The organism is Streptomyces sp. NPDC101165 (assembly GCF_044768135.1).
Lineage (GTDB): Bacteria > Actinomycetota > Actinomycetes > Streptomycetales > Streptomycetaceae > Streptomyces.
On record NZ_JBIWPG010000006.1, the window covers coordinates 172,976 to 199,744 of the forward strand.

At 72.2% G+C, this 26,769-nt stretch carries 28 protein-coding genes; 12 read left to right on the forward strand and 16 right to left on the reverse strand.

The features are described 5' to 3' along the window. Positions 1-133 precede the first annotated feature (133 nt). On the forward strand, positions 134-628 hold the full coding sequence (locus ACIRVH_RS14540) for an Lrp/AsnC family transcriptional regulator (protein WP_403952396.1): 495 nt from the start codon (positions 134-136) through the stop codon (positions 626-628). A gap of 2 nt (positions 629-630) precedes the next feature. On the opposite strand, the gene ACIRVH_RS14545 is transcribed toward ACIRVH_RS14540, so the two are convergent. Next, a complete protein-coding gene (locus ACIRVH_RS14545; protein WP_403952399.1) occupies positions 631-1,218 on the reverse strand; it encodes a TetR/AcrR family transcriptional regulator in 588 nt (195 codons plus the stop codon). Further along, entirely contained in the window at positions 1,215-2,729 is a 1,515-nt protein-coding gene (locus tag ACIRVH_RS14550; RefSeq protein ID WP_403952402.1) for a 3-hydroxyacyl-CoA dehydrogenase, read from the reverse strand. Before ACIRVH_RS14550 ends, ACIRVH_RS14545 begins: the two co-directional genes overlap by 4 nt. Before the next feature lie 160 nt (positions 2,730-2,889). Between ACIRVH_RS14550 and paaN the strand changes: the two genes are divergently transcribed. Continuing rightward, entirely contained in the window at positions 2,890-4,581 is a 1,692-nt protein-coding gene (paaN, locus tag ACIRVH_RS14555; protein WP_403952405.1) for a phenylacetic acid degradation protein PaaN, read from the forward strand. Here paaN and ACIRVH_RS14560 read toward each other — a convergent pair. Genes ACIRVH_RS14560 through ACIRVH_RS14570 form a run of 3 tightly spaced genes read right to left on the reverse strand, consistent with a single transcriptional unit; the run spans position 4,578 to position 7,353 of the window. After that, complete coding sequence (locus ACIRVH_RS14560; RefSeq protein WP_403952408.1) at positions 4,578-5,333, reverse strand: TrmH family RNA methyltransferase; 756 nt, start codon at positions 5,331-5,333, stop codon at positions 4,578-4,580. The genes paaN and ACIRVH_RS14560 overlap by 4 nt on opposite strands. Further along, on the reverse strand, positions 5,330-6,550 hold the full coding sequence (locus ACIRVH_RS14565) for an HTTM domain-containing protein (RefSeq protein WP_403952410.1): 1,221 nt from the start codon (positions 6,548-6,550) through the stop codon (positions 5,330-5,332). The genes ACIRVH_RS14560 and ACIRVH_RS14565 overlap by 4 nt, the downstream gene beginning before the upstream one ends. Beyond that, a complete protein-coding gene (locus tag ACIRVH_RS14570; protein WP_403952413.1) occupies positions 6,547-7,353 on the reverse strand; it encodes a DUF5819 family protein in 807 nt (268 codons plus the stop codon). Before ACIRVH_RS14570 ends, ACIRVH_RS14565 begins: the two co-directional genes overlap by 4 nt. Before the next feature lie 308 nt (positions 7,354-7,661). Here ACIRVH_RS14570 and paaA point away from each other — a divergent pair, with 308 nt between their 5' ends. The 6 genes from paaA to ACIRVH_RS14600 all read left to right on the forward strand — a co-directional run bounded on the left by paaA (position 7,662) and on the right by ACIRVH_RS14600 (position 12,506). Further along, entirely contained in the window at positions 7,662-8,663 is a 1,002-nt protein-coding gene (gene paaA, locus ACIRVH_RS14575) for a 1,2-phenylacetyl-CoA epoxidase subunit PaaA (RefSeq protein ID WP_403952415.1), read from the forward strand. Continuing rightward, entirely contained in the window at positions 8,660-8,947 is a 288-nt protein-coding gene (gene paaB / locus ACIRVH_RS14580) for a 1,2-phenylacetyl-CoA epoxidase subunit PaaB (RefSeq protein ID WP_094218582.1), read from the forward strand. The genes paaA and paaB overlap by 4 nt, the downstream gene beginning before the upstream one ends. Beyond that, complete coding sequence (gene paaC / locus ACIRVH_RS14585) at positions 8,944-9,663, forward strand: 1,2-phenylacetyl-CoA epoxidase subunit PaaC (protein ID WP_403952418.1); 720 nt, start codon at positions 8,944-8,946, stop codon at positions 9,661-9,663. Before paaB ends, paaC begins: the two co-directional genes overlap by 4 nt. Beyond that, the gene (paaD, locus tag ACIRVH_RS14590) at positions 9,657-10,184 is read left to right on the forward strand and encodes a 1,2-phenylacetyl-CoA epoxidase subunit PaaD (protein ID WP_403952420.1); all 528 of its coding nucleotides are present in this window, start codon (positions 9,657-9,659) and stop codon (positions 10,182-10,184) included. The genes paaC and paaD overlap by 7 nt, the downstream gene beginning before the upstream one ends. Further along, complete coding sequence (locus ACIRVH_RS14595; RefSeq protein ID WP_403952422.1) at positions 10,184-11,248, forward strand: 2Fe-2S iron-sulfur cluster-binding protein; 1,065 nt, start codon at positions 10,184-10,186, stop codon at positions 11,246-11,248. Before paaD ends, ACIRVH_RS14595 begins: the two co-directional genes overlap by 1 nt. 124 nt (positions 11,249-11,372) lie before the next feature. Continuing rightward, positions 11,373-12,506 (forward strand): acyl-CoA dehydrogenase family protein, encoded by a 1,134-nt coding sequence (locus tag ACIRVH_RS14600; protein ID WP_403952424.1) that lies wholly within the window; start codon positions 11,373-11,375, stop codon positions 12,504-12,506. 18 nt (positions 12,507-12,524) lie between these two features. Here the strand turns inward: ACIRVH_RS14600 and ACIRVH_RS14605 are convergent, their stop codons facing one another. The 6 genes from ACIRVH_RS14605 to ACIRVH_RS14630 form a co-directional block, all read right to left on the reverse strand. After that, positions 12,525-12,854, reverse strand: a complete 330-nt coding sequence (locus tag ACIRVH_RS14605; protein WP_403953026.1) for a rhodanese-like domain-containing protein — start codon at positions 12,852-12,854, stop codon at positions 12,525-12,527. 49 nt (positions 12,855-12,903) lie between these two features. Continuing rightward, entirely contained in the window at positions 12,904-13,716 is an 813-nt protein-coding gene (locus tag ACIRVH_RS14610) for a hypothetical protein (protein WP_403952426.1), read from the reverse strand. A gap of 49 nt (positions 13,717-13,765) precedes the next feature. Then, on the reverse strand, positions 13,766-14,242 hold the full coding sequence (locus ACIRVH_RS14615) for a hypothetical protein (protein WP_403952429.1): 477 nt from the start codon (positions 14,240-14,242) through the stop codon (positions 13,766-13,768). 40 nt (positions 14,243-14,282) lie between these two features. Further along, positions 14,283-15,716, reverse strand: coding sequence for a DUF2252 domain-containing protein (locus ACIRVH_RS14620; RefSeq protein ID WP_403952431.1), 1,434 nt, complete (start codon positions 15,714-15,716; stop codon positions 14,283-14,285). Between the two features lie 253 nt (positions 15,717-15,969). Beyond that, positions 15,970-17,205: an MAB_1171c family putative transporter gene (locus tag ACIRVH_RS14625; protein ID WP_403952433.1), complete on the reverse strand. Its 1,236-nt coding sequence runs from the start codon at positions 17,203-17,205 to the stop codon at positions 15,970-15,972. Continuing rightward, positions 17,195-17,707: a hypothetical protein gene (locus ACIRVH_RS14630; RefSeq protein ID WP_403952435.1), complete on the reverse strand. Its 513-nt coding sequence runs from the start codon at positions 17,705-17,707 to the stop codon at positions 17,195-17,197. Before ACIRVH_RS14630 ends, ACIRVH_RS14625 begins: the two co-directional genes overlap by 11 nt. A gap of 410 nt (positions 17,708-18,117) precedes the next feature. Here ACIRVH_RS14630 and ACIRVH_RS14635 point away from each other — a divergent pair, with 410 nt between their 5' ends. From ACIRVH_RS14635 to ACIRVH_RS14650, 4 genes are all read left to right on the forward strand, one after another. Continuing rightward, complete coding sequence (locus ACIRVH_RS14635; RefSeq protein ID WP_403952438.1) at positions 18,118-18,585, forward strand: helix-turn-helix domain-containing protein; 468 nt, start codon at positions 18,118-18,120, stop codon at positions 18,583-18,585. Positions 18,586-18,815: 230 nt separating this feature from the next. Next, positions 18,816-19,331: a hypothetical protein gene (locus ACIRVH_RS14640; protein WP_403952440.1), complete on the forward strand. Its 516-nt coding sequence runs from the start codon at positions 18,816-18,818 to the stop codon at positions 19,329-19,331. Further along, positions 19,328-20,509, forward strand: a complete 1,182-nt coding sequence (locus ACIRVH_RS14645) for an MAB_1171c family putative transporter (RefSeq protein WP_403952442.1) — start codon at positions 19,328-19,330, stop codon at positions 20,507-20,509. Before ACIRVH_RS14640 ends, ACIRVH_RS14645 begins: the two co-directional genes overlap by 4 nt. Beyond that, entirely contained in the window at positions 20,506-21,720 is a 1,215-nt protein-coding gene (locus ACIRVH_RS14650; protein WP_403952445.1) for an amidohydrolase family protein, read from the forward strand. Before ACIRVH_RS14645 ends, ACIRVH_RS14650 begins: the two co-directional genes overlap by 4 nt. 161 nt (positions 21,721-21,881) lie before the next feature. On the opposite strand, the gene ACIRVH_RS14655 is transcribed toward ACIRVH_RS14650, so the two are convergent. The 5 genes from ACIRVH_RS14655 to ACIRVH_RS14675 form a co-directional block, all read right to left on the reverse strand. Further along, on the reverse strand, positions 21,882-22,928 hold the full coding sequence (locus ACIRVH_RS14655; protein ID WP_403952447.1) for a ketoacyl-ACP synthase III family protein: 1,047 nt from the start codon (positions 22,926-22,928) through the stop codon (positions 21,882-21,884). A 64-nt stretch (positions 22,929-22,992) separates the two neighbouring features. Next, positions 22,993-23,730 (reverse strand): 4'-phosphopantetheinyl transferase family protein, encoded by a 738-nt coding sequence (locus ACIRVH_RS14660; RefSeq protein ID WP_403952449.1) that lies wholly within the window; start codon positions 23,728-23,730, stop codon positions 22,993-22,995. After that, positions 23,731-24,876: an acyl-CoA dehydrogenase family protein gene (locus tag ACIRVH_RS14665; protein WP_403952451.1), complete on the reverse strand. Its 1,146-nt coding sequence runs from the start codon at positions 24,874-24,876 to the stop codon at positions 23,731-23,733. After that, a complete protein-coding gene (locus ACIRVH_RS14670; protein WP_403952453.1) occupies positions 24,873-25,457 on the reverse strand; it encodes an NADPH-dependent FMN reductase in 585 nt (194 codons plus the stop codon). Before ACIRVH_RS14670 ends, ACIRVH_RS14665 begins: the two co-directional genes overlap by 4 nt. Positions 25,458-25,487: 30 nt before the next feature. Next, the gene (locus ACIRVH_RS14675; RefSeq protein WP_403952455.1) at positions 25,488-26,741 is read right to left on the reverse strand and encodes an activator-dependent family glycosyltransferase; all 1,254 of its coding nucleotides are present in this window, start codon (positions 26,739-26,741) and stop codon (positions 25,488-25,490) included. Positions 26,742-26,769: the final 28 nt, after the last annotated feature.

Below are 26,769 nucleotides of genomic sequence, written 5' to 3' on the forward strand. Positions count from 1 at the left end.
CTGTGACCCGCCTCACCTACCGATTGTTCGGTCGTCGGCACATTTTGGCTACAGGCCCCGTCAGGCTGTGGACAAACGGTTCTCCACAACCTGCAATGAATGCAGGACGTCCACGGCGATGAAGCGGGGGGACATGGCAGCTGAACAAATGGCCGATGGGCAGCAGGACGGCATGCTGCCGCACCCGCGTCCGCTGGACGCCATAGACCAGGACATCCTGAAGATCCTGCAGTCGGACGGCCGCGCCTCGATACGGTCCGTCGCCGAGCGTGTACACGTCTCGCGCGCCAACGCCTACGCACGCATCAACCGTCTCGTCGAGGACGGCGTGATCAGGGGGTTCAGCGCCCGCGTCGACCACGAGCGGGCCGGGCACGGCACCTCGGCCTACGTCACGCTGAAGATCGTCCAGAACACCTGGCGCACGGTTCGCGAGCAGCTCAGGCAGCTGCCCGGCGCCTCCCACATCGCTCTGGTGGGCGGTGACTTCGACGTCCTGCTCATGGTGCACACGCCCGACAACAGGGCGCTGCGCGAGCTGGTGCTCACCCGGCTCCAGGCGATCCCCGAGGTGCTCAGCACCCGCACCCTGCTGGTGTTCGAGGAGGAGGACCTGGAGCCGACCTGAGATCAGCTCTGCCGTAGGCCCGAGAAGACCAGCAGGACCACGGCGTCGGCCACCTCGCGGCCGCTGGCGCCGCGGGTGTCGGGCCGGTACCACTCCACGACGGAGTTGATCATCCCGAAGACCAGCCGGGTGGCCAGCCGCACCTCCACGTCGCCGCGTACGTCACCGTCGTCGGCTGCGGCCTTCAGCAGCTCGGCGACCCGGTGGTCGAAGTCGCGGCGCCGCTCCAGCGCCCAGCGCTCGGTCTCGGTGTTGCCGCGCACGCGCAGCAGCAGCGTGACGTGGGGCAGCTCGGATATCAGCACCTCGACCATGCGCCGCACGACGTGCTCCAGACGCTCCACGGGGCGCCCCACGCGCGCGTGCTCCTCCTCGAGGATCCCGAACAGGCCGTCCAGCGCCCGGCTGACGGCCCGCCGCAGCAGCTCCTCCTTGCCGCTGACGTGGTGGTAGATGGACGACTTGGAGATGCCGGCCGCCTTGGACAGATGCTCCATGGAGGTGCCGTCGTAGCCGCGCTCGTTGAAGACCTGGACGGCGACGGAGAGCAGCGTCTCGGGGGTGTACGTGTCGCGCTTGGCGGTCGTCATGAGGTGCCCTCCCGCTTGTCGGTGGCGTACGCGTGTCGGTAGAGCGCGAGGGACGGCGCGTACCGGCCGGAGGGGTCGCGCAGGTGCAGGTCGTCCAGCAGGTCGTAGGCCCAGCCGCGACCGAGCCTGCGGCTCCACTCGAAGGGGCCGAGCGGGTAGTTGACGCCGAGGCGCATCGCGGTGTCGATGTCCTCCTCGGTGGCCACGCCCTTGGCGACGGCGTCGTGCGCGAGGTCCACGATCCGGGCGACCGTGCGGGCGACGATCATGCCGGGGATGTCGCCGATGACGCTCACCTCCTTGCCGAGCGCCTGGAAGAGGCCGATCGCCTCGGCGAGGGTCTGCGGCGCGGTGTCCTGGGAGGAGGACAGGGCGATGCGGGTGGCCTTGCGGTAGTCGAGGGCGAGGTCGAAGTAGACGACGTCGCGGAACTCCACGGAGGTCTGGCCGTCGGCGAGGGCCAGCTGGCCGCCGCTCGGCAGGACCAGGCGGGTGCCGCTGTCCTCGTCCTCCTCGCGGACCTCGATGCCCGCCTCACGGACCAGCGTGAGCAGTTCGGCCGCCGGGCCCAGGCCGCCCTCGGCGACCACGTACGCCGGCGGCCGTTCCTTCTCGGCCGTGTGCGGCTCGGGACGCTCGGCGTCCTCGGCGTAGTCGTACCAGCCGTGCCCGCTCTTGCGGCCGAGCCGCCCGGACTCGACCAGCCGGCGCTGGGCCAGCGAGGGCGTGAAGCGGACGTCCTGGAAGAAGGCCTGCCACACCGAGTGGGTGACGGACTCGTTGACGTCCTGCCCGATCAGGTCGGTCAGCTCGAACGCGCCCATCCGGAAGCCGCCCGACTCGCGCAGGACCGCGTCGATGGTGGCCGGGTCGGCGGCCTGGGCCTCGTACACGGCGAAGGCCTCGGCGTAGAAGGGCCGGGCGATCCGGTTGACGATGAAGCCGGGGGTGTCCGCGCAGGCCACCGGGGTCTTGCCCCAGGCGCGCGCGGTCTCGTACGCGCGCGTGGCCGACGTGACGTCGGTGGCGAACCCGGAGACGACCTCGACCAGCGGCAGCAGCGGGGCCGGGTTGAAGAAGTGCAGGCCCACGAAGCGGCCGGGGTTGACGAGCGCGCCGCCGATGGCCGTCACCGACAGGGACGAGGTGTTGGTGGCGATCAGGCAGTCGTCGGCGACGACGTCCTCCAGCTCGCGCAGGAGCTTCTGCTTGACGTCCAGCCGTTCCAGGACGGCCTCGACGACCAGCGTGCAGTCGGACAGCTCGGCGAGACTGTCCGCGGGCGTGAGCCGGGCCCTGGCCGCGTCCCGGTCGGCGGCGGTGAGCCGGTCCTTCGCCACGAGCCGGTCGAGCCGGGCGCCGATCGCTTCGGCCGCCTCCCGGGCCCGCCCGGGCACGGCGTCGTAGAGCCGCACCGGGTGGCCGGCGGCCAGCGCGACCTGGGCGATGCCCTGGCCCATGGTGCCGGTGCCGACGACGGCCACGGGCCTGCTGAGGTCGAGTGCTGTCATGTGCGCGATCCTCCCGCACGACGTTGTCCACAGATGCGGCAGGCCCCCTTGTCCCGACCGATCGTTCGGTTACTCTAGCTCTGACCGCCTTTTCCCGCCTCTGTTTCCACCCAGGTCATGAACTCGACGATGAGTTCTCCAGACGAGGAGTTGGTCCCGCATGGCCGCCGAACTGACCGCGCACGAGCTGATCGCGAAGCACCGGCCCACTCTCGACCAGGCCCTGGAAGCGATCCGCACGCGCGCGTACTGGTCCCCGCATCCCGAGCATCCGAAGGCTTACGGCGAGCACGGCAGCCTGGACGCGGCCGCGGGCAAGGCCGCCTTCGACGCCCTCCTCGGCACCCGCATGGACCTCGGCCAGCCCGGCACCGACGACTGGGTCGGCGGCGAGGTCTCGCCGTACGGCATCGAGCTGGGCGTGACCTACCCGCACGCGGACATCGACGTGCTGCTGCCCGCGATGAAGGCCGGCCGGCGCGCCTGGCGGAACGCGGGCGCGGAGACCCGCGCGGTGGTCTGTCTGGAGATCCTGAAGCGAATCAGCGACCGGACGCACGAGTTCGCGCACGCGGTCATGCACACCAGCGGACAGGCCTTCATGATGGCGTTCCAGGCGGGCGGCCCGCACGCCCAGGACCGCGGTCTGGAAGCGGTGGCGTACGCGTACGTGGAGCAGGTCCGCACGCCCGAGACGGCCGAGTGGACCAAGCCGCAGGGCAAGCGCGACCCGCTGGCGCTGACCAAGCAGTTCACACCGGTCCCGCGCGGCATCGGCCTGGTCATCGGCTGCAACACCTTCCCGACCTGGAACGGCTACCCGGGCCTGTTCGCCTCCCTGGCGACCGGCAACGCGGTCCTGGTCAAGCCCCACCCGCGCGCGGTGCTGCCGCTCGCGCTGACCGTGCAGGTCGCCCGGCAGGTCCTCACCGAGGCGGGCTTCGACCCGAACCTGGTCACGCTCGCCGCCGAGCGCCCCGGCGAGGGCATCGCCAAGACGCTCGCCACCCGCCCCGAGATCCGGATCATCGACTACACCGGCTCGACGTCCTTCGGTGACTGGCTGGAGGCCAACGCCCGCCAGGCGCAGGTCTACACGGAGAAGGCCGGCGTCAACACGGTCATCGTGGAGTCGACCGACAACTACAAGGGCATGCTGTCCAACCTGGCCTTCTCGCTGTCCCTGTACAGCGGCCAGATGTGCACCACCCCGCAGAACCTGCTCGTCCCGCGCGACGGCATCCGCACCGACGAGGGCCCCAAGACCTTCGACGAGGTGACCGCCGACATGGCCCGCGCGGTCGACGGCCTGCTCGGCGACGACGCCCGTGCCAACGCCCTGCTGGGCGCGATCGTCAACCCGGACGTCAAGGCCCGCCTGGAGGCGGCGGCCGGCCTCGGTGAGGTCGCTCTGGCCTCGCGCGAGATCAGCAACCCGGAGTTCCCGGGCGCGGTCGTCCGCACCCCGGTGATCGTCAAGCTGGACGGCGCCAAGCCGGACGACGAGGCCGCCTACATGAACGAGTGCTTCGGCCCCGTCTCCTTCGCCGTCGCGGTCGACTCGGCGGCCGACGCGGTCGAGCTGCTGCGCCGCACGGTCCGCGACAAGGGCGCCATGACGGTCGGCGCGTACACCACCGACCAGGACGTCGCGCAGGCCATCGAGGAGGTCTGCCTGGAGGAGGCCGCCCAGCTGTCCCTCAACCTGATCGGCGGGGTGTACGTGAACCAGACGGCCGCCTTCTCCGACTTCCACGGCTCGGGCGGCAACCCGGCGGCGAACGCGGCCCTCACCGACGGCGCGTTCGTGGCCAACCGCTTCCGGGTGGTGGAGGTCCGCCGGGAGGCCTAGGAAGCCGTGGGTGCGCCCCCGGTTGCACTCCAGTGGTACAGCGTCATGGCCACACTGGTGGCCAGGTTGTAGCTGGAGACCTGGGGGCGCATCGGCAGCGCCAGCAGGTGGTCGGCACGCGCGCGCAGCTCGGCCGACAGACCGCTGCGCTCCGACCCGAAGGCGAGCACGGCGTCGTCCGGCAGCTTGGTGCCCCGGATGTCGTCGCCCTCGGGGTCGAGGGCGAACAGCGGCCCGGCCGGCAGCTCCTCGACCTCCAGCCGCTCCACGGCGGTCGCGAAGTGCAGCCCCGCCCCGCCGCGCACCACGGTGGGGTGCCAGGGGTCGAGGGTGCCCGTGGTGACCACTCCGGTCGCCCCGAAACCGGCGGCCAGCCGGATCACGGCCCCGGCGTTGCCGAGGTTGCGCGGATTGTCGAGGACCACGATCGGCGCCGTGCGGGGCGTGTGGGCGAGCGCCCGCAGATTGGCCTCGCGGGCCGGCCGTACGGCCAGGGCGGCCACGCCCGTCGGATGGGGGCGCGGCACGAGCGAGGCGTACGTCTCCTGCGGCACCTCCGTCAGGAGCGCCTCCAGCGTGTCCCTGACGTCCCCGGCCAGTTCCTCGGCGAGGGCGAGCGCCGCCCGCCGGTCGGTGGTGACCGCGACCGGCACCTCCGCGCCGAAGCGCAGCGCGTGCTTGAGGGCGTGGAAGCCGTCGAGCAGCACGGCACCGCCGGCGTGCTCGCGCCACCGGGTCACGGCGTCGGTCATGCCGTGAACCCTACGCGTCCCGGCGTGCTGTCCTCCGGGGTGCGCTGCGCCGGCAGCGTACGGTCGCCGCCGTCGCCGCGTCGTCCCAGCCGTCCCCACACGCGAGCCGCCCAGCCGCCGAGAAGCAGCAGGAAGGACGTCGGCAGGAAGACCGCGTCCGCGGTGATCATCGCCAGCGAGAAGAACGGCAGGCCGAGGACGACCGCGATCACGGCGTGCTCGGTCATCATCAGCACCAGCAGGACGTTCTTGACCCGCCGGTTGAACAGCGTGAACGGGAAGGCGACCTGCACCATGACCGTCCCGTAGGCCACGATCATCATCATCGTGCCGCTGGAGGACATCAGGTCGGCGAGACCCGGCCAGGGCGAGAAGTAGTCCAGGTGGAGCGGGTAGTAGACGGCGGTGCCGTCCTGCCAGCGCGAGCCCTGGATCTTGTACCAGCCGGCGGTGGCGTAGATCAGGCAGGCCTCCGCCATGATCACGACCAGGGCACCGTTGTGCAGAATGTTGGCGATCACGTCCAGCAGGATCCGCGGCTCCTGCGACCTCGCCCAGCGCTGTATCGCCCACCACAGGCCGAGCCCCACCCATGCCGTCCACAGCAGCGCGGGCACCAGCCGGCCGCTGTCGAACCGGCCGGCCAGCGTCACACCGCCGAGCGCGAGCCCGAGGACCGCCCACAGCACGGGTCCCACGCGGTCGGGGCGTACCTGCTCCCCCCGCGCACGTGCCGCCTCGTTGCGGGCCGCCCGGCGCGCGTCCAGCGACCACACCTGGGCGCAGCGCGTGAACACCAAGTAGATGCACATCAGGTGCAGGACGTTGTCGCCGCCGTCACCGACGAAGACACTGCGGTTCTGCAGCGACAGCACACCGACCATGAACAGCACGGAGGCGGTCCGGGTGCGCCAGCCCAGCAGCAGGGCCGCACTGGCGAGGATCGCCAGCAGGTAGAAGGTCTCGAACCAGGCCTGTCCGTCGGACCACATCAGGGCCGTGAAGGCGTGGTTGTCGGAGATCAGCTGCTGGGCGAGGTCCCAGCCCCAGGGGCCGTCGGGACCGTACAGCTCCTGGCGGTGGGGGAACTCGCGCAGCAGGAACAGCAGCCAGGTCGCGGCGAAGCCGATGCGGATGACGGCGCTCTGGTACGGGCCGAGCGCCGACTCGGTGACGCGGGCGATGCCGCGCGAGAGCGTCAGGGAGAGCCGGTTCACCGCACACCTCCGGCGGACTCGTCGGAGGACACCGTCCACCACGGCAGCAGCCGGTACACGGGCTTGTCGGAGATCTTCTCGCGGCTCCACTTCGGCGGCTGCACATTGGTGGTGCTGGAGCGGACCTGCACGCGCTGGATGACGCCCTCCCTGCTGATCGGGTCGGTCCGGTACATACGCATCACCACGATGCGGCGTACGTACTGCTCGGAGAGCGCGCCGCGCATGCCCACGGGCCGGTTGTCGGTGCCGTGCGTGGCGACGAAGAAGTCCCAGCCGCGGCGCAGCTCGTTCTGCTCGGTGTGGCTGGGCACCAGGCTGCCGTCGATGGCCGCGCCGTCCTGGGCGGAGAGGTCGGTCCAGCCGGTGGTGCGCAGGCTGCCGTCCTTCATCCGCACCTCGGCACGCACCTGGACGGCGATGTTCTGCTGCAGCGGGTTCGGGGCGAACAGTTTCCAGTTCTGCTCGAACTCCGGGTACACCCACTCCTCTATCGCCTTGCCGTGCTGCTTGGTCACCGTGTTCGCCGGCGCGAGGCTCAGGAACACCATGCCCAGATGCACACAGGCGGCGACGGCCACGATCGCGAGCGCCACGGCGGCGCCGACCTGGTAGCCGGGGGAGAGGGCGGCGACGCCGGTGCGGGGTGCCGGGGGCAGAGAGTCGGGATCCGGGGAGCCGTCAAGGTCGCCGGAAGCCTCCGGCGCGGGGTCCCCGTGGTGTTCGGGGTCCGGTGGGCGACGCGCCCCGGTCGACCCGTCGGGCCCGCGCAGGGCCTGCGAGTCCTCGTCGTACGCGTCCATTCCGCCCCGTCCCCCGCTTCCACTCGGCCGTCGCGGCACCGTCACAGGCGCCGCGTTGTTCCCGAGCGCCACTCCTCGGCACTCGCACGGAACGGTACTCAGCACCGGCCGTCCGGCGCAGCCCCAGGTACGGGCAGACTCAGTGGCTCTCGCCACGCCGTGCCGCCGACCCATGGTTATCCACAGGTGGCGCGCAAGGTTTTCCACAGCGGTTGACACCCGCAGCGGCCCGGCACACCATTGATTGCGCACGGACCGAACGATCGGTCGGGACATGTCCCAGGAAAACCCGAGGTCAGGGGGAACGCATGGCCACAGCAGCCGCGCACCGCGCAGACGCGGACGGCGCACGGACCACCGTCGGCGACACGACGGCGTACGAGCGCGCCTTCGACGCGGCCGTGGCCGCCGACGAACGCATCGAGCCCCGCGACTGGATGCCCGAGGCCTACCGCGCGACCCTGGTCCGGCAGATCGCCCAGCACGCGCACTCCGAGATCATCGGCATGCAGCCGGAGGCCAACTGGATCACCCGCGCGCCCAGCCTGCGCCGCAAGGCGATCCTGATGGCCAAGGTCCAGGACGAGGCCGGCCACGGCCTGTACCTGTACAGCGCGGCCGAGACCCTCGGCACCGGCCGTGACGAGCTGCTCGACAAGCTGCACAGCGGCCGCCAGAAGTACTCCTCGATCTTCAACTACCCCACCCTGACCTGGGCCGACGTCGGCGCGATCGGCTGGCTGGTGGACGGCGCCGCGATCACCAACCAGGTCCCCCTGTGCCGCTGCTCCTACGGCCCGTACGCGCGCGCCATGGTGCGGATCTGCAAGGAGGAGTCCTTCCACCAGCGCCAGGGGTACGAGCTGCTGCTGGCCCTCAGCAGGGGCACCGAGGAGCAGCACGCGATGGCGCAGGACGCGGTGGACCGCTGGTGGTGGCCCTCGCTGATGATGTTCGGCCCGCCCGACGACGAGTCGCAGCACTCCGCGCAGTCCATGGAGTGGAAGATCAAGCGCCACTCGAACGACGAGCTGCGCCAGCGCTTCGTCGACATCTGTGTCCCGCAGGCCGAATCCCTGGGCCTGACCCTCCCCGACCCGGACCTGCGGTGGAACGAGGAGCGGGGGCAGCACGACTTCGGCGCGATCGACTGGACGGAGTTCTGGGAGGTCCTCAAGGGCAACGGCCCCTGCAACGAGCAGCGGATCACCCAGCGCAGAAACGCCCACGACGAGGGCGCATGGGTAAGGGAAGCGGCCGCTGCCTACGCGGCCAAGCACACCGGTGAGACGGGAGCGAAGCAGGCATGACCAACACCGACTGGCCCCTGTGGGAGGTCTTCGTGCGCTCAAGGCGCGGCCTCTCCCACACCCACGCCGGCAGCCTGCACGCACCGGACGCGGAGCTGGCCCTGCGCAACGCCCGCGACCTGTACACCCGGCGCGGCGAGGGCGTCTCGATCTGGGTCGTCCCGGCCGCCGCCATCACCGCGTCCTCGCCCGACGAGAAGGACCCGTTCTTCGAGCCGGCCGCCGACAAGCCCTACCGGCACCCGACCTTCTACGAGATCCCGGAAGGGGTGAAGCACCTGTGACCGCGACCGTCACCACGACCGCCGCCCTCGCCCTCGGCGACGACGCCCTGGTGCTCTCCCACCGCCTGGGGGAGTGGGCCGGGCACGCCCCCGTCCTGGAGGAGGAGGTCGCCCTCGCCAACATCGCCCTCGACCTGCTCGGCCAGGCCCGCGTACTGCTCTCGATGGCCGGCGACGAGGACGAGCTGGCCTATCTGCGCGAGGAGCGTTCCTTCCGCAACCTCCAGCTGGTCGAGCAGCCCAACGGCGACTTCGCGCACACCATCGCCCGCCAGCTGTACTTCTCCACCTACCAGCAGCTGCTCTACACCGAACTGGCCGCCACCGACGGCCCCTTCGCACCGCTGGCCGCGAAGGCCGTCAAAGAGGTCGCCTACCACCGCGACCACGCCGAGCTGTGGACGCTGCGGCTCGGCGACGGCACCGAGACGAGCCGTGAGCGGATGCAGCGGGCCTGCGCGGCACTGTGGCGGTTCACCGGGGAGATGTTCCAGCCGGTGGAGGGCCTGGACGCCGACTGGGCGGGCATGGAGGCCCAGTGGCTCCGGTCCATGACGGACGTCCTCGGCCGGGCCACCCTGACCGTCCCCGAGGGGCCGCGCACCGGCGCGTGGTCGGCGGGCGCCGGCCGACAGGGCCTGCACACCGAGTCGTTCGGGCGGATGCTCGCCGAGATGCAGCACCTGCACCGCAGCCACCCGGGGGCGTCATGGTGATCGCCACCGCCCTGGAGGCGGAGCTGCTGGAGCTGGCCGGCTCGGTGCCCGACCCCGAACTGCCCGTGCTCACGCTCCACGAGCTGGGCGTGGTGCGCGCGGTGCACATCAGCGGCCCGGACTCGGTCGAGGTCGACCTGACCCCGACCTACACCGGCTGCCCCGCCATCGAGGCGATGAGCGTGGACATCGAGCAGGTGCTGCGCGCCCACGGCGTGCGCGAGGTCACCGTCCGCACGGTGCTCACCCCCGCCTGGTCGACCGACGACATCACCCCCGAAGGGCGCCGCAAACTCCGGGAGTTCGGTATCGCTCCCCCGCGCGTGCGCCACGACTCCGGACCGGTGACGCTGGCCCTGGGCGCGACCCGCACCCTCACCGAGGACACCGACCCGGTGTGCTGCCCGCACTGCGGATCCGCGGAGACCGAGCTGCTGAGCCGGTTCTCCTCCACCGCCTGCAAGGCGCTGCGCCGCTGTCTGTCCTGCCGTGAACCGTTCGACCACTTCAAGGAGCTGTGATGGCACGCTTCCACCCGCTCCCGGTGGCCGCGGTCGACCGGCTCACGGACGACTCCGTCGCGCTCACCCTCGCCGTCCCGCCCGAGCTGCGCGAGGAGTACCGGCACGCGCCCGGCCAGCACCTCGCCCTGCGGCGGCGCGCGGACGGCGTCGAGATTCGGCGGACGTACTCGATCTGCTCCCCGGCCCCCGACCCGGCCGGCGAGGGCCCGGCCACGCTGCGGGTGGGGGTGCGGCTGGTCGAGGGCGGCGCGTTCTCGGCGTACGCCCTGAAGGAGGTGAACGTCGGCGACGAGCTGGAGGTGATGACCCCGGCCGGACGCTTCACCCTCGAACCGGCGCCGGGCCTGTACGCGGCGATCGTCGGCGGCAGCGGCATCACCCCTGTGCTGTCGATCGTCTCCACGCTGCTGGCGCGTGAGCCCGAGGCCCGGTTCTGCCTGATACGCAGTGACCGTACGGCCGCGTCGACGATGTTCCTGGAGGAGGCCGCCGACCTGAAGGACCGCTACCCGGAGCGGCTGCAGCTGGTGACCGTGCTCTCCCGCGAGGAGCAGCAGGCGGGCCTGCCCTCCGGCCGGCTCGACCGGGAGCGGCTCTCGGGGCTGCTGCCGGCGCTGCTGCCGGTGGACCGTGTGACGGGATGGTTCCTGTGCGGGCCGTTCGGGCTGGTCGAGGGCGCGGAGAAGGCGCTGCGCGAGCTGGGCGTGGACCGGGCCCGCATCCACCAGGAGATCTTCCACGTGGACGCGGGGGCGGCCCCGGCGGCCGCTGTGCCGGTGCCCGCGCACAGCACCGTCACCGCCCGGCTCGACGGACGCGGCGGCAGCTGGCCGGTCCAGGACGGCGAGTCCCTGCTGGAGACGGTCCTGCGCAACCGCCCCGACGCGCCCTATGCCTGCAAGGGCGGGGTGTGCGGAACCTGCCGGGCCTTCCTGGTCTCGGGCGAGGTGCGCATGGACCGCAACTTCGCGCTGGAGGCGGAGGAGACGGACGCCGGATATGTGCTGGCCTGCCAGTCGCATCCGCTGACGGAGAAGGTGGAGCTGGACTTCGACCGCTGAGGCGTTCCTCGGAGGCGGCTCCCTCCCCGTTCCCTTCTTCTAGAACCTGTTCTATCTTGACGGCCCGTCAGACGAATGCGTCGGACGAACCGTCAGATGACCGGATCCGCCGGGAGGACAGGCCGTGGACTTCACCTTCAGCGAGGAGCAGTTGGCGGCGGCCGAGGCGGCGCACGGGGTGTTCGCCGGGGTGGCGCCGGACGCGGTGCCCAGTCCGGCGCTCACCACCGGCGCCGTGGCCGAGGGCTTCGACCGGGCACTGTGGTCCCGGCTGGCCGGCGCGGACCTGACCGGCCTGCTGCTGGACGAGCGGTACGGCGGGGCAGGGCTCGACGCCATCGCGCTGTGCCTGGTGCTGCGCGAGTCCGCCGGGGTGCTCGCGCGGGTGCCGCTGCTGGAGCACAGCGCGGCGGCCGCGGCCGTGCAGGCCTACGGCGCCGAGGAGTTGGGAGAGCGGCTGCTGGCCCGGGCGGTGCGCGGTGAGCTGGTGCTGACCGTCGCCGCGCACGGCCGTACCGGACACGACCCGGCGGGGCTCGCCGTCACCGCACGGCGGGACGGGCCGGCCTGGGTGCTGGACGGGGTGCAGACGGCGGTGCCGTGGGCGTACGACGCGGACCTCGTCCTCGTGCCGGCGCACACCGACGCCGACCGGACGGTGCTCGCGGTGGTGCCGTGCGCGCAGGACGGGCTGGTGCTCGCGGAGCAGTTCTCCACCAGCGGGGAGCGGCTGGCCGAGCTGCGGCTGCGGTCCGTGCGGATCGGGGCGGGTGACGTGATCGAGGCCGACGGTGCCTGGGAGTGGCTGCACGCGCTGCTGGCCACCGGCACCTGTGCGCTGGCCCTCGGTCTGGGCGAGCGCGTGCTGAGGATGACCGGGGAGTACACCGGCAAGCGGGAACAGTTCGGCCATCCGATCGCGACCTTCCAGGCGGTCGCCGTCCAGGCCGCCGACCGGTACATCGATCTGCGCGCCATGGAGGCCACCCTGTGGCAGGCGGCCTGGCGGATCGCCTCGGGCGCACCGGGGGCGCTGCCCGCCGCCGGAGACGTCGCCGTGGCGAAGATCTGGGCGGCGGAGGGCGTGCGCCGCGTGGTGCAGACGGCGCAGCACCTGCACGGCGGGTTCGGCGCGGACACCGACTACCCGCTGCACCGGTACCACGCCTGGGCCAAGCAGCTGGAGCTGGCGCTGGGCCCGGCGGCGGCGTACGAGGAGACGCTCGGGGACCTGCTGGCGGCCCACCCGCTCAGCTGACAGCGCCCGACGAGAAGGTCAGACGACCACGCCGGGCGCCCCGGCGTCGGTGATCACCGGGCGGCCCGTGGCCTCCCAGACCTGCATGCCGCCGGCCACGTTCACGGCGTCGACGCCCTGCCGGCCCAGGTACATCGCGACCTGGGCGGAGCGGCCGCCGGAGCGGCAGATCACGTGGACGCGGCCGTCCTGCGGGGCGGCCTCGGTCAGCTCGCCGTAGCGGGCGACGAAATCGCTCATGGGGATGTGCAGTGCCCCCGCGGCATGGCCCGCCTGCCACTCCTCGTCCTCGCGGACGTCCAGCAGGAAGTCGTCGTCCTTGAGGTCCGTGACCTCGACCGTGGGCACAACAGCTCCGAAACTCATGTCCCCGACGCTACCCGACCGACGCCGCGGTTCACTCCTGCTCCTGCAGTCCCGCCAGCGTGGTCTCCCGCTGCTCGACGTCGGCGCGGAGGCGGGCGGCGATCTCCTCGAGGAGGGCGTCGGGGTCGTCGGGGGCCAGGCGCAGCATGCCGGCGATCGCGCCGTCCTCGAGTTCGCGGGCGATCATCGTGAGCAGCTCCTTGCGCTGGGTGAGCCACTCGAGGCGGGCGTACAGCTCCTCGGCGGGGCTGGGACGCCGCTCGGGCGGTACCGGGCCCGCCGCCCACTCCGCGGCCAGTTCGGCGAGGAGGGTCTCGTCGCCGCGGGCGTAGGCGGCGTTGACGCGGGTGATGAACTCCTCGCGCCGCTGCCGTTCCCCCTCCTCCTGGGCGAGGTCGGGGTGGGCCTTGCGGGCGAGGTCGCGGTAGAGCTTGCGGGCCTCTTCGCTGGGCCGTACCCGCTCGGGGGGCCGTACCGCCTGGTCGGTGAGCATGGCGGCGGCCTCCGGGAACAGGCCGTTGCCGTCCATCCAGCCGTGCAGCAGCTCCTCGACGCCGGGGATGGGCAGCACCTGGGCGCGGGCCTCCTCGGCCCGGCGGATGTCCTCGGGGTCGCCGGTGCGGGCCGCCTTCGCCTCGGCGATCAGCGCGTCCAGCTCCTCGATGCGGGTGTAGAGCGGGCCGAGCCTCTGTTCGTGCAGCCGGGAGAAGTTCTCGACCTCGACGCGGAACGTCTCCACGGCGATCTCGTACTCGATCAACGCCTGCTCGGCGGCCCGCACGGCCCGTTCCAGCCGTTCTTCGGGCCGCGGTGCCTGGGACTGCTCAGCTTCCGGGGTCGTCACCCGACCAGCGTAGGCCACGGCCGAAACCCGTCGCCGCAGACGCCCCGGCTCAGCCGGCCGCCGGCACGTCCGGGCAGTCGGCCGGTACCCACTCGGCCTCCAGGTCCCGGCAGGCGACCACGAGCGTGCCGGGCCGGCAGGCCAGCTCGTGGGTGCAGCCGCCGGGGTGCGGCAGGATCTCGTCGAGGATCACGTCGCCGAGGGAGGCGGGGTCGCAGACGCCCAGGACGTCCGACTGGAAGCGGGAGACGCCGGTGTAGCGGACGAGGAGGTCCTCGTCGTGCTGGAAGCAGTTGTGCCGGAAGCGGATCTCGACGTCCCCGTCGCCGGTGCGGCGCACCCGCTCGGGCCGGAGGTCCTTCACACAGCGCTTGCCGCCGAAGTCGTAGTGCCCGGGGTCGGTGGCGAACGCGCGGGCGCCCGGCGGCAGTGCGGCCGCGAGTGCGGGCAGCCGGTCGAGGTAGGGCCGGGGGTCGATGAACCCCGGGTACCCGTCCTCGTCGTCGGTCAGCTCGACGTACCTCACCTCACCACCACCTCGGCCCTCACCTTCCCCGTCCCCGCCGTCACACGCCCGTCTCGGCCGCGATCCGCCCGGACCGCACCGCCGCCACAAGTTCGGCGTGGTCCGCCTCGGTGCGGTCGGCGTAGGCGACGGCGAAGTCGGCCATCGCCTCGTCCAGTTCCTCGTTCTTGCCGCAGTAGCCGGCGATCAGACGCGGGTCGGCGCTGTGGGCGTGGGCGCGGGCCAGCAGGGCGCCGGTCATCCGGCCGTAGTCGTCGACCTGGTCGGCGGAGAGCGCGGCCGGGTCGACGCTGCCCTTGCGGTTGCGGAACTGGCGCACCTGGTAGGGCCGCCCGTCGACCGTCGTCCAGCCGAGCAGGATGTCGCTGACCACCTGCATCCGCTTCTGGCCGAGGACCACCCGGCGTCCCTCGTGCTCCACCGGCGCCGCCTCGAAGCCGGCCGTGGCCAGGTGCGGGACCAGTGCGGACGGGCGGGCCTCCTTCACCTGGAGCACCAGCGGCTGCCCGCGGTGGTCCAGGAGGAGCACCACGTAGGACCGGGTGCCCACGCTGCCGGTGCCGACGACCCGGAAGGCGACGTCGTGCACCGCGTGCCGGGCCAGCAGGGGCAGCCGGTCCTCGGAGAGCGTCGCCACGTACGGCTCCAGGGCCGCGGCCACCGCGGCCGCCTCGGCGTCCGGGATCCGGCGCAGCACCGGCGGCGCGTCGACGAAGCGGCGTCCGCCGTCGGCCACCTCCTCGGTCGACTTCGCCGCGAACCGGCCGCTGGTGTTGGCCCGTGCCTTCTCGGAGACCCGCTCCAGGGTGCCGAGCAGGTCGTGGGCGTCGGTGTGGGAGACCAGTTCCTCGTCCGCGATGGCGTTCCAGGCGTCGAGCACCGACAGCTTGGCCAGCAGCCGCATGGTGCGCCGGTAGGCGCCGGCCGCGTCGTTGGCCGCCTTGCGGCAGGTGTCCTCGTCGGCGCCCGCCTCGCGCCCGGCCAGCACCAGCGAGGCGGCGAGCCGCTTCAGGTCCCACTCCCAGGGGCCGTGCACGGTCTCGTCGAAGTCGTTGAGGTCGATGACCAGGCCGCCGCGGGCGTCGCCGTACAGGCCGAAGTTGGCCGCGTGCGCGTCGCCGCATATCTGGGCGCCGATCCTGGTCATGGGGGTGCGCGCCAGGTCGTGGGCCATGAGTCCGGCCGAGCCGCGCAGGAAGGCGAACGGCGTGGCCGCCATCCGGCCCACGCGTATCGGCGTCAGCTCGGGGATGCGGCCGGCGTTGGACTCCTCGACCGCGGTGACCGCGTCCGGGCGGGCACCGTCCAGGTCGAGGGTGCGGTGTGCGCCGCGCGGCACGCTCGCCCGCAGTGCCTTGCCCTCCTCCTTGGGCGAGCCCTGGGGCGGCCACTCGGCGAACCCGCGCATCCGGGGCAGCCGGGGTGCCGCCGCCTGCTCGGCCGATTCCGCCACTCCCGCACCGCTCTCGGTCACCGCGACCGCCTCCCCCGAAGACACCACACGCGTGCTCGCACGCGGATCAGCTCGAACATCAACTCGTGCAGACGGTACAACCGGTGGCCGAAACGCGTCACACCCTGTGGACAACTCGGCGCCTGTGGAGAACCCCGTAACCCTCCGGCACCCCGGCATCCACCGTCCCGCTCACAGCCCCCGCCTCACACCCGCTGCATCCGCCGTCATGCCCGCCGCGTCCGCGCTCATGCCCGCAGGAACGCGAGCCCGGTCACCCCTGCGACGCGAGTTCTTCCGGCGGAATCCGATCCGCCCCGTGCGGGGACTCCGCGGCACGGTCTTCGGCGTCTCGGCTACGGGTGAAGTCCGCCACGAGGGCCGAGTGGTATGCCCTGGCGACCTTGATCAGGAACGCCGTTTCGGCCTCCAGGTCGGTGCCGCCGGACTCGAAGAACGCCGTCTGACGGGTCGGGGACGGCGCGGGATCGGCGGGCGGCACGGCACCGATGACCCGCAGCACGCAGGCGAGCACGGCTGCGTCGGCCTGGTCCGCCGGTACCGTGGCGGCCGCGACGTGCCGCTCGGCGGCCCCGAGCAGCTCCGGGGGAGTGCGGTCGCGCAGCACCAGGATGGCGTCCCGGATCTCAATGATCTTGCGGTAGGCGAGCAGGTTCCACGAGCCGTCCGGCCGGAGCACTTCGCGGATCCGGGCGCGCGGGACGAGCAGGGCCACGTGCGGCACCACGGTGATCAGGTCGCACCACAGCGGCCAGAGCCGCCAGACCGTCGCCAGGTCGTGGATCTTGCGGCGCAGGCCCAGGAGCGCGGGTACGGCGAGCGCGACGGCGCGCAGGATGCCGTGCAGGCCCATCAGCATCGGCTGCACCGCGAGGATGCCGGCGCTCCGGGTGGGCAGGTAGACCAGGTAGCCCAGCCAGAACAGGCCCGCGCAGGCGGTTCCCCCGCCGAACAGCAGCAGACAGAGCCGCAGCGTCCGGTTCTCGCCGCGCCGGCCGTAGCGCCAGCACACCACGCAGCAGGCGATGTTGGCGGTGAGCTGGATGCCGATCAGCAGGATCCAGTAGGCGGTCGAGGGAACCGGCGCTCCGGCCGGCCGAATGCCGTGCTCGGCGTGGGGCGGGGCGGTGCGGTCGAGCGCCAGCAGGGCGGCCATGGCGAGCAGGGTCGCGCCGTACAGCCGGACCCGCAGTCGCGGGTTGCCGGTTGTGAACAGCACGAAGTCGAGCACCGCCGCCGCCGAGACGACGCCGGTCAGGTTGCGGACCAGGGCCACGAGGTCGGCCGAGCCGATCAGTTGGTGCAGCGGGTGCTGGACGGCCGGCATGTTCAGGGTCATCGCGAAGGCGGCGGCCGCGATCGCGAGCCAGAGGCTGCGCTGCCAGTGCGAGCGCGCGGCGGACGGGGCCCGGAGCAGCACGGTGAACCACAGCGCGACCAGGCTCACGTTCTCCACCAGGCGTCCGCTGTACGTCAGTTCAGCGAGCACGCGCATCACTGACGCCCAGCGCGGCCTCGAGCTTGCTCAGCACGCTGAGCGGCCGTTCGAGGGCGGACTCCTCGGCGGTGGTACGGATCAGGCTGGCCAGCATCTCGGCCTCCCGCTCATGCCGGGTGCTGTAGTTGGTGCGGGCCAGGAAGCGTCGGAGCACATCGGGGCCGAGGTCGCTGAAGATCTCGCTCATGCTCGCCGGGTCGGCCGGGGAGAGCGTGCGGTGCTCGAAGAGCATGTGGCCGATCTCGTGCAGGATGATGTGTTCCTGATGCGGCTGCGATGTGTTGCGCTCCACGAAGATGAAATCGCTGGTGCTGGTCGAGAGCCACAGCCCGCATGCGCCGATCGCCCCGGCCTCCGGTGGTAACGGCATGAGACGCAGCGGCCGTCTGCGTTGTTCGGCCAGCTGGTGGCAGAGCGCCTCCACGGAGAACGGTCTCGGCAGGCCGAGGCGGTCGACGATCAGCTGGCATTGACGGCGCAGGTTCCGGTGCAACAACTGCTTTCCCCCAAGCAGACTTCGACGGCGCGGGATCAGCGGACAGGGCACTCGGGCACGGCTGTCCGGCCGATCGAGCGAGTAAGCGCGTACTCAGCGCGCTGCACGTACCGGGTGGGTGGCGTGCTCAGTGCTGTGTCCGGTCGGCGGTGGCCGAAGCCTCGCCTGCCCGTCCCTCGCCGGTGGGACGGGGTGAGCACGTCGTGGTTGTCGCTCGTCTCGATCGATGCCCTGTCGGGCATGCACCTGATGCCATCACTCCCCCATTAACTTCAGTTGACGACTACTGTGGATAGTAGAGGCGAGATCCGCTTCATGGCCAGCTTCTTCCGGGAAGATGGCGGCAGTTGAGGGCCCGGTCAGTAGACTGGGTGTCAGGTATCCATAAACCAGTGAGGAGTCGGAGGATGGTCGACGCGGCCGAGCACGGGGCTTCCGACGACCCGAGCCGCACTCTCGCACAGAAGATCGAGCACCTCTTCGCGACCACGACTCCGAACGGTCAGAAAGCGCCGTCGCACGAGGACGTCGCCACTGCCATCAACATCGCGGCGGGGGAGCGAGCGATCAGCGCCACCTACATCTGGCAGCTGCGCACCGGCAGGAAGACGAATCCGACCAAGAAGCACCTCGAGGCTCTGGCCCGCTACTTCGGTGTCAGCCCCGCCTACTTCCTCGACAACGAGGAGGCGCAGCGCATCGACGAGCAACTCGCGCTGCTGCAGGCCCTGAAGGAAAGGGATGTGCGCAGCATCGCACTTCGAGCTCACGGCCTTTCCGCTTCCAGCCGTCAGACCCTGGCCGACGTCGTGAGCCATCTGTGCAAGCTGGAAGGGCTGGGAGAAGGCCAGGGCCCGCAGAACGGCGATGCCTGAGCGCCGCATCCGGAACGGCAGCACGCGTAGACCCAAGACGACGGAGACCTTTGCAGAACCGTTGCAACCCTTCGCTAATGTTCTGTCATAGACGGTTTCCAAACGAATCGCGCCCTGTCCTGACCAGACTCGGCACGATCCGGTCTGTAGTGGCCAGCCACCACGGATGCCCCCTACAGGACGAGTCGCCGTCACACGAAGGACGCTTGACCTTGATCTAGGGGGAACGGTTGAAGGAGCGCACACTTCGTCGCCGCTGCAAACGGGAGCTCCAAGCCCTGGACGTCCAACCGCCCTTACAGGTGGACGCCCTGTGCCGCGCACTGGGCGAGCGCCGGGGCCGGCCGATTCACCTGGTGCCGTACTCCCTGCCCGTACCGGGCCCGTTCGGAGTCTGGATCGCCACGGGCACCCGCGACTACATCATCTACCAGCGGGAGACGACGAAGTCCCACCAGGACCACATCATCCTGCACGAGGTGGGCCACATCCTGGCCGGCCACGACAGCGACGACGGCGACGAGGATCTGTGGAGCCTCATGATGCCGGACATCGCACCTGAAGCGATCCGGCGCGCCCTGCGGCGCACGTCCTACGACCAGGAACACGAGCGCGAGGCGGAGCTTGTCGCGACCATCATCCTGGAATGGGCCTCCGTGCTGAACCAGGTGGCACCACCACCGGCAACAGACGTGTCGGTCAGGCGAGTTCAGACGGCATTAGGGGACAGGCAGGGGTGGCTGTGATCACCTACGCAGCCATGTCCGGCCTCGGCCTGCTGTTCGTCGGAGCGCTGGGCTGGAAGGTGTTCCAGCTGGTCAAGGCCCCCCGTGACACGGCTCTGCGCGCGGTCACCCTGTGCCTGATCAGTGCCGCCTGCTCGCTCGTGCTGGCCACGCCGCCCTTCGCCCACCGGATCGATTCCCTGGGCGGGCCCGGAGCCCCTCGGCTGGTGCAGAACCTGTTCGTGCTCAGCATGGTCTATTGGCTGATGTGCTTCTACCTGTACTCGGCCGCCGCTGCCACGGCCGACGGCAACAGACGCGCGCGCAGGGAGGCACTCCTGCTGGCTCTGGCCGCGATCGGCCTCGTCGTCGCGACCGTCGCAGCGGGCGGCCACGACGACGGTGGCGGCTTCCGTGGGTCCGACCTGCGCGATCCGGCTCTCGTGAGCTTCTACCTCATCGCGGATCTGTATCTCTGCTACGCCCTGAGCATGGCCCTGCGGTGGACCTGCGCGTACGCGCGGGCATCACAGCGACCGCTGGCGACCGGCCTCTGGCTGACGGCGGCCGGTATCGGCGCCATGGCCGCGTCCTGTGCGATCCGCACCGTGCTGACCGTGGTGCGCTGGCAAGGGGGCACCGTCCCCCTGGCCGTCACCCGGGCCACCGGCCTGACCGTCGCGATCGCGGTCCCGCTGTTCCTCGTCGGTGTCAGCTACCCCGGGGTCGCCACCCGGATCGCGGCAGTGCGGCTGCGCAGGCAGCACCGCCGGATGTACCGCCGACTGGGGCCGCTGTGGGAGCTGCTGCACGAGGCCTACCCCGAGCACAGCCTCGACCGGATGCCGTCCGGACGGTGGCACGACCACCTGCGCCCGTTCGGTGGGCATCGACGCTACTACCGGAGAGTCATCGAGTGCCGTGACGGCCTGGTACGGATCAGCCCCCAGCTGGCTCCGGCAGAAGGAGCTGCCCAGGGCCGCCCGGGGTGGGCCGACGACACGGCCGACCGGCTCTGGGCCGCCTTGCACGGCGAACGGCACCCGGCGGCCTCGGCCCAGGCCGTCGCCGTCGCGATGCCGCTCACGCACAGCCTGGAGGACGACGTGCGGCAGCTCGCGGAGCTGTCGGACGCGGTGAGACGACGGCGCGTCGTCGCCGGGGCCGAGCAGACCGACCGAGGAAGCGTGACGTCATGAGCCGGACACTCATCACCGCAGGACAGATCCTGCTCGGTCCCGGCGGCACACGCGTGGAGGACGGCGCCGTCCTCATCGCGGACGGAGTCATCGTCGCGGCCGGGGCGCGCGAGGACGTGCTGGCCCATGCGGAACCGGGCTGCCCGACGGTGGAGTTCCCGGACGCCACCGTGCTGCCCGGGCTGATCGACTGCCATGTCCACCTGGCCTTCGACGCGGGTCCGGACCCGGTCACCACGGTGGCCGAGAGCGACGATGCGGCGCTGCTGCTCGGGATGGCGGGCCGAGCACGGCAGTTGCTCGACGCCGGCATCACCACCGCCCGTGACCTGGGTGACCGTGGCGGGCTGACCGTCCGGCTCCGGCAGGCGATCGACGAGGGCTTGGTGGCCGGACCGCGGATACTGGCCGCGACCGTGCCGCTGACAGCCCGCAAGGGGCACTGCTGGTTCCTCGGTGGCGAGGTCGAGGGCGAGGCCGAGATCAGGGAGAAGGTGCGTCACAACGCCGCGGACGGCGCGGACGTCATCAAGGTGATGGCGACAGGCGGCGGCCTGACCCGCGGCGGCCCCGCGATCTGGCAGCCCCAGTTCACCGCCGAGGAGGTCGGCGCCGTGGTGGAGGAGGCTCACCGGCTCGGTCTGCCGGTAGCCGCCCACGCGCACGGCGTGCAGGGCATCGCCGCCGCGATCGCCGCCGGGGTCGACACGATCGAGCACTGCAGTTGGATGACCGAGGACGGCAGCTCCGAGCTGCGCGAGGACCTCCTCGCGCAGCTCGTCGCCAAGGAGATTCCCGTCTGTCTCGCCAACCATCCGAACTGGCGGTCCTTCGCCGACCGGGTCGGTCCCGAAAAGGCCGCTGAGCTGTTCGCCCCGATGCGCCGGATGGCGGAGAGCGGGGTGCGTCTGGTGGCGGGGACGGATGCCGGCGTTCCGAGAGCCGTATTCGGCGGTCTGGTCTCCAGCCTGGAGTTCTTCGAGTACTTGGGACTCCCCCGGGAACGCGTCATCGACATGGCCACCGGCGAGGCCGCTGCCGCGCTGGGGCTGGACGGTCGGGTCGGCCGGCTGGCCGAGGGCCACCGGGCGGACGTCCTTGTCGTCGACGGCGACCCCCTCGCCGACCTGGACGCGCTGCGTTCGGTGCGCCTCGTGGCGACGGGCGGCCGCTTCCACATCCCCCGGCAGGCCGTCCTGCGAGGGGCATGACGGACCTCCGGCCGTCCTCGTCACCCTCGATCCACAGCCGAAGGCGGCCCATCGGGTGGCGGGGACGCCGGACAGCCGGGTGCGCGCGGAATCGGCCGGCACCGAGGACTCCCCCGTGCGGCCGGGGCCGGGCACGACGAAGAACTCCGGTTGCCGTGCGGTCACAGCTGCTCCTCCGCCCAGGCGGGCCGCTCCTGGATCTCCAGCACCGCACTGGCGAAGGTGAGTCCGGATCCGAGACCGGTCAGCATGACCAGGTCACCCGGGGCGACCTGGCGGGTCTCCACCAGGTGGGTGAGGCCGGCGATCTGGTCGCCGGCACCGATGTGGCCCACCGTCATGCCCCAGTCCATGGTGGTGCGGTCGTCCGCGATGCCGAACTGGTCCATGGCGAAGGCCCACCGGGCGACATGCCGTCCGGCGTGCGGGAACGCGAAGCGGGCGATGTCGTCCACGCCGACCCCGGCGTCCTCGAGCGCGGTCCGCATGGCGTGCTGGATCCCGTTCTGGATGACCCCGCCGATCTCGGCGGGCTCGTGCCCGGCGAGGAAGTATGCGCGCCGGCGGCTGCGCAGGTCCACCGGCCAGCCGCGCTCGCCGGGCGCCTTGGCCCAGGGCTCGCCGCCGCGGTGCGCCTCCTCGTGGGTGGAGTCGCCGACCAGACAGGTGGACAACAGCCGGGCCAGACCCGGCTCCCGGCCGAGCACCAGGGCCGTGGCGCCGTCGCCGCGCAACCAGCCCTGGTCCGAGCGGTAGCGGTCGAAGACGGGCAGCCGGTAGGTGTCGGCGGTGGTGAGCAGCGCCGCTGCGGGGGCCGGCCGGGCCGCCAGGTAGGCGGCGGCCAGGTCCAGTGCGGCCAGCCCGCCGTTGGACGCCTGCTTGATCTCCACCGCGGCCGCCAGACCGGCGACGGTGTGCCGCTGGATGTAGGCAGCAGGCGACCAGTGGTCGATTCCCTGGAAGCCCACGCTGGAGTGGACGACCAGATCCACCGCCCAGGAGGCGACGCCGGAGCGCTCCAGGGCGTGGCGGGCCGCTCCGATCGCCAGGTCGGCGGGGGGTTCGTCGTCGATCACGCTGACGCTCAGATAGCCGTCCTCGGCGCACTCCTCCGGGCAGTAACGCCCTTGCGCCACCGCCTCCTGAACGTCCTCGGCCCGTCCCAGCCGGGAGGCCGACGCCTGCAGGTGAATGTCATCCCAACGCATCTGTGAGCTCTTCTCGGGGCGAGGTGGTGGCAGGGCGGGTGGGGCGGCCGGCGACCGCGGAGGGTCAGGCGGCGCGGCGCGCCACCGGGCGGCAGGGCTCCAGCCACCGGACGGTCAGCGGGCCGGGATCGGGGCTTCGGAGCGCGACGGCGGCGCGATGGCCGAGGCCGCACGGGATGTCACGGACGGTCCAGCCCACGGGGCCGGCCGGTGCGGCCGGGCCGCCGGAGCCGAGGTAGTGCGCGGCGAGCTCGGCCCGCAGCAGCCCGGTGCCGACCCCCTTGAGGTGGGCCTCCTTGCGGGCCCACAGCCGGGTGAAGGCCGCCCGGCGGGCCGGGGGGTCCAGCCGGGCCAGCTCCGCCTGCTCCGTGGGGTGGAGGGCCGGTGCACAGGCCACCACCCGACTGTCGCTCGCCAGGACCTGGACGTCGCCCCCCAACGGCACGGCGGCCAGGCCCACCAGCACCAGGCCGTCGGTGTGCGAGAGCGAGAAGTGCAGGGGGAACGGCGCGCCCAGCACCACCGGACGACCGTGCGGCCCGCCGCAGCCGGGGCACGGGTCCCGGCCGAGCCGTACCAGCCCGGGCGCGGTGCCCAGCCGCTCGGCCAGCAACCGGCGGAGCGCGATGTGCGCCGAGGCGTACAGCACCCGGTCGGCGGCGCGGACGAAGCGGGTGGCCCGGCGCCGCTCCGCCTCGTCCAGCTCCGCCAGGCACGCTGCACTCGGCCCCGCCGCTGTCGGCGGCAGCAGCCACAGGTCCGCCCCCGCCCGGGCCGGGTCGCCGTCCGGCACCGCGGCCACCTACTGCTCCGTGGCCGGCACGGCGTACCCGAGGGCAGCCGGCTCGAACTGGAGGCCGACATGGGTGACGGCGCTGTTGACGTCGCGCCAGAAGCGCTGCAGGGGGCCGGTCGTGGACTGGCCGCCGGTGCCCGCCGCGCTGAACATCCGGTTGACCGAGGTCACCAGCAGTTCGGCGGCCAGCGCGCAGTCGCGGGCGTTGCGCGCCACCTCCAGCGGGCTCGGCCCGGCGGCCTGCTCGGCGGTAGCCGCGGCACGCTCCAGCAGCAGCTCGGCGCTGTCGAGCTCCCCTGCGGAGCGGGCCAGCGTGGTGGCGTAGAACGTGCGGCTGGGGCCCGGGCCCAACGGCTTCGCCGGCAGATTGTGGATCTTGTCGCCGGCGTAGCCCGACCAGTGGGCGTAGGCGCCCCGGGCGGCGCCCAGCGCGGGGGCGGCGAACAGCAGGCCGTTGACCGCCTGGAGGGGCATCCGGTGGTACGCCTGGTCCGCGTCGGGGCGGCCGTCGAACAGGTCGTCGCCGAGGAAGCTCAGCTCGTGCGGGACCAGGACGTCGTCGACCACCACGGTGTTGCTGCCGGTGCCGCCCATGCCGATGGTGGTCCAGGTGTCCTTGACCAGGAAGTCGGTACGGGGCACGGCGAACACCCGGGCCTGCTTCGGGCCACCGCCGACCACGGCCCGGAACAGGGCCCAGTCGCAGTGGTCGACCACGCTGATGGACGGCCAGGTACCCGACAGCCGCCAGCCGTCGGCGCTCTCCACGGCCCGGCCGATCGGCGCGAGCGAGCCGACCACGAGGGCGTCCGGGCCGTGCTGCCAGATCCGGTCCCGTCCCGCGGCGGGCAGGAAACCCGCCATCCGGCCCAGGCCGGCGACGATCGAGGCGCTCCAGGCGGCGGAGGCGCACTGTCGGCCGATGACGACCAGGGCCCGGACCAGGTCGAGCGTGCCGCCGCCGGTACCCCCGTACTCGTTGGGCACGAAGTGCCGGGCGAAACCGGCCGCGCGGATCGCGTCGACCACCGCGGGGTGCAGCCTGCGGGCCTGCTCGGAGGCGACGGCGTGCTCGCCGGCCAGCCGGGCGACCCGCTCGGCCGCCTCGGCCAGCGCGGTCGGCGCGGCGGCGGCCCGCTTCCCGGCCGTCACGCGCTGTAAGGCCGCTTGGCGCGGGCCTCGTTGAGCGCCTGGGCCCACCAGTCGAGCTGGTCGAGCATGGTCTTGGCAGCCTGGTTGCAGCCCGCCGGGTCCACCGGCCGGCCGTCCGCGCCGAACCGCTCCCAGGCATGGTGGAAGCTGACGCTGTCCCGCACGGTGACCGCGTGGACCTCGGCGAAGACCGGGCGCAGCTGCTCCACCGCGCGCAGGCCGCCGGAGATCCCGCCGTAGGAGACGAAGCCGACCGGCTTGGCGTGCCACTCGCCGCGGTACCAGTCGATGGCGTTCTTCAGCGGCGCGGGGAAACTGTGGTTGTACTCGGGTGTCACCACGACGAACGCCTCGGCGGCGGCGAGCCGGGCCGAGAGCGCCTCGACCGCCGCGGGGCGCGAGGTCGCCGCGAAGTCCTGCATCACCACGGGCAGGTCGGCCTCGGCGAGGTCGACGACGTCGACGTCCCGGTAGCCGGACTCGGTCGCCTGGTCGAGGAACCAGCGGGCGACCGTGTGGCCCAGCCGGCCGGTCCGGGTGCTGCCCACGATGAGGGCGAGGCGGGGGGAGGGTTCGGACATGACGGATCTCTCCTTTCGATGGTCAGCTGATCAGCTGCGGTGCTTGGCGGTCAGGTCCTCCAGGACCGGGACCAGTTCGGCCGGGCTCGGGACCTCGCGCATCTCCCGGTACAGGGCAGCCGCGCCCTCGCCGAAGGCGGGCTCCGTCAGCAGCCGGGCCAGCTGGTCGCGCAGCTTCTCGGCCGTCAGTTCGGCGCTGGGGACGAGCAGTCCGGCACCGCGGTCGGCGGCGTACCGCGCGGTGACGTGCTCGCCCCAGAACGGCATGGGCGTGATCAGCTGCGGCACCTGGTGGGCCACCGCCGCCGCGAAGGTGCCACCGCCGCCGTGGTGGATGATCGCCGAGCAGGTGGGCAGCAGCTGGCTGAGCGGGACGTAGTCGACCAGCCGGACGTTGTCGGGCACGGTGGTGACCCGGTCGCGCTGCTTGGCGTCGATGGTGGCGACCAGCTCGATGTCGAGCTCGGCGAGCGCGGTGACGATCTCCGGGAATCCGACGCCGCTCTCCCGGAAGAGCTGCCGGCCCCGGCCGCCGACGCCGAGGGTGAGGCAGACCCGTGGGCGGTCCGTCCGGTCCAGCAGCCAGTCGGGGACGACGGCCGCCCCGTTGTACGGCACCCGGCGCATCGACTGGTAGGGCAGGTCGAGCGGGAGTCGCATACCCGGCGGCATCGGGTCGACGGTCCACTGGCCGAGCAGCAGCTCGTCGTCGTAGTCCAGGCCGTACGGGTTCAGCATCGGGCGCATCAGGGCGTTGACCGGGTCCTGACCCGGCCCGGCGCCGCGGGAGGCCAGCTGCTGCTTGGACTGGGCGCGCAGCCAGGCGATGTTGTCCTGGCCCCACAGGATGCGGGCCTGGGCGGCGCCGCCGATCCGGGCGGCCACCGCGGCGGCCGGGCAGAACGGATCCCAGAGCACCAGGTCGGGCCGCCAGCGCTCGACGAGGGAGACCAGGTCCGGCAGCACCGGGGTGAACATGGCCAGCACCTGGGTCAGGCCGTACCACTGCTCCTCCCAGCGCGGGGTCTCCCGGCCGGTGTCCAGGGCGAAGCTGTCGTCCAGCCCGTCGAGCAGGTCGAGGTTCGAGTTGAACTCGACCACGCTGGAGAGGGTCTCCCGGTTGCCGAGCGGGACCGCGGTCAGGCCCGCGTCCGTCACCAGGTCGACGGCGTCCGGGTGGATGGCCACCCGCACGTCGTGGCCGGCGTTCTGCAGGGCCCAGGCCAGCGGCACGATCGGATGGACGTGGGCCGTGGCGGGAAACACGGTGAACAGGACGCGCATCAGGATTCTCCAGGGGCAGGCGGTGGGG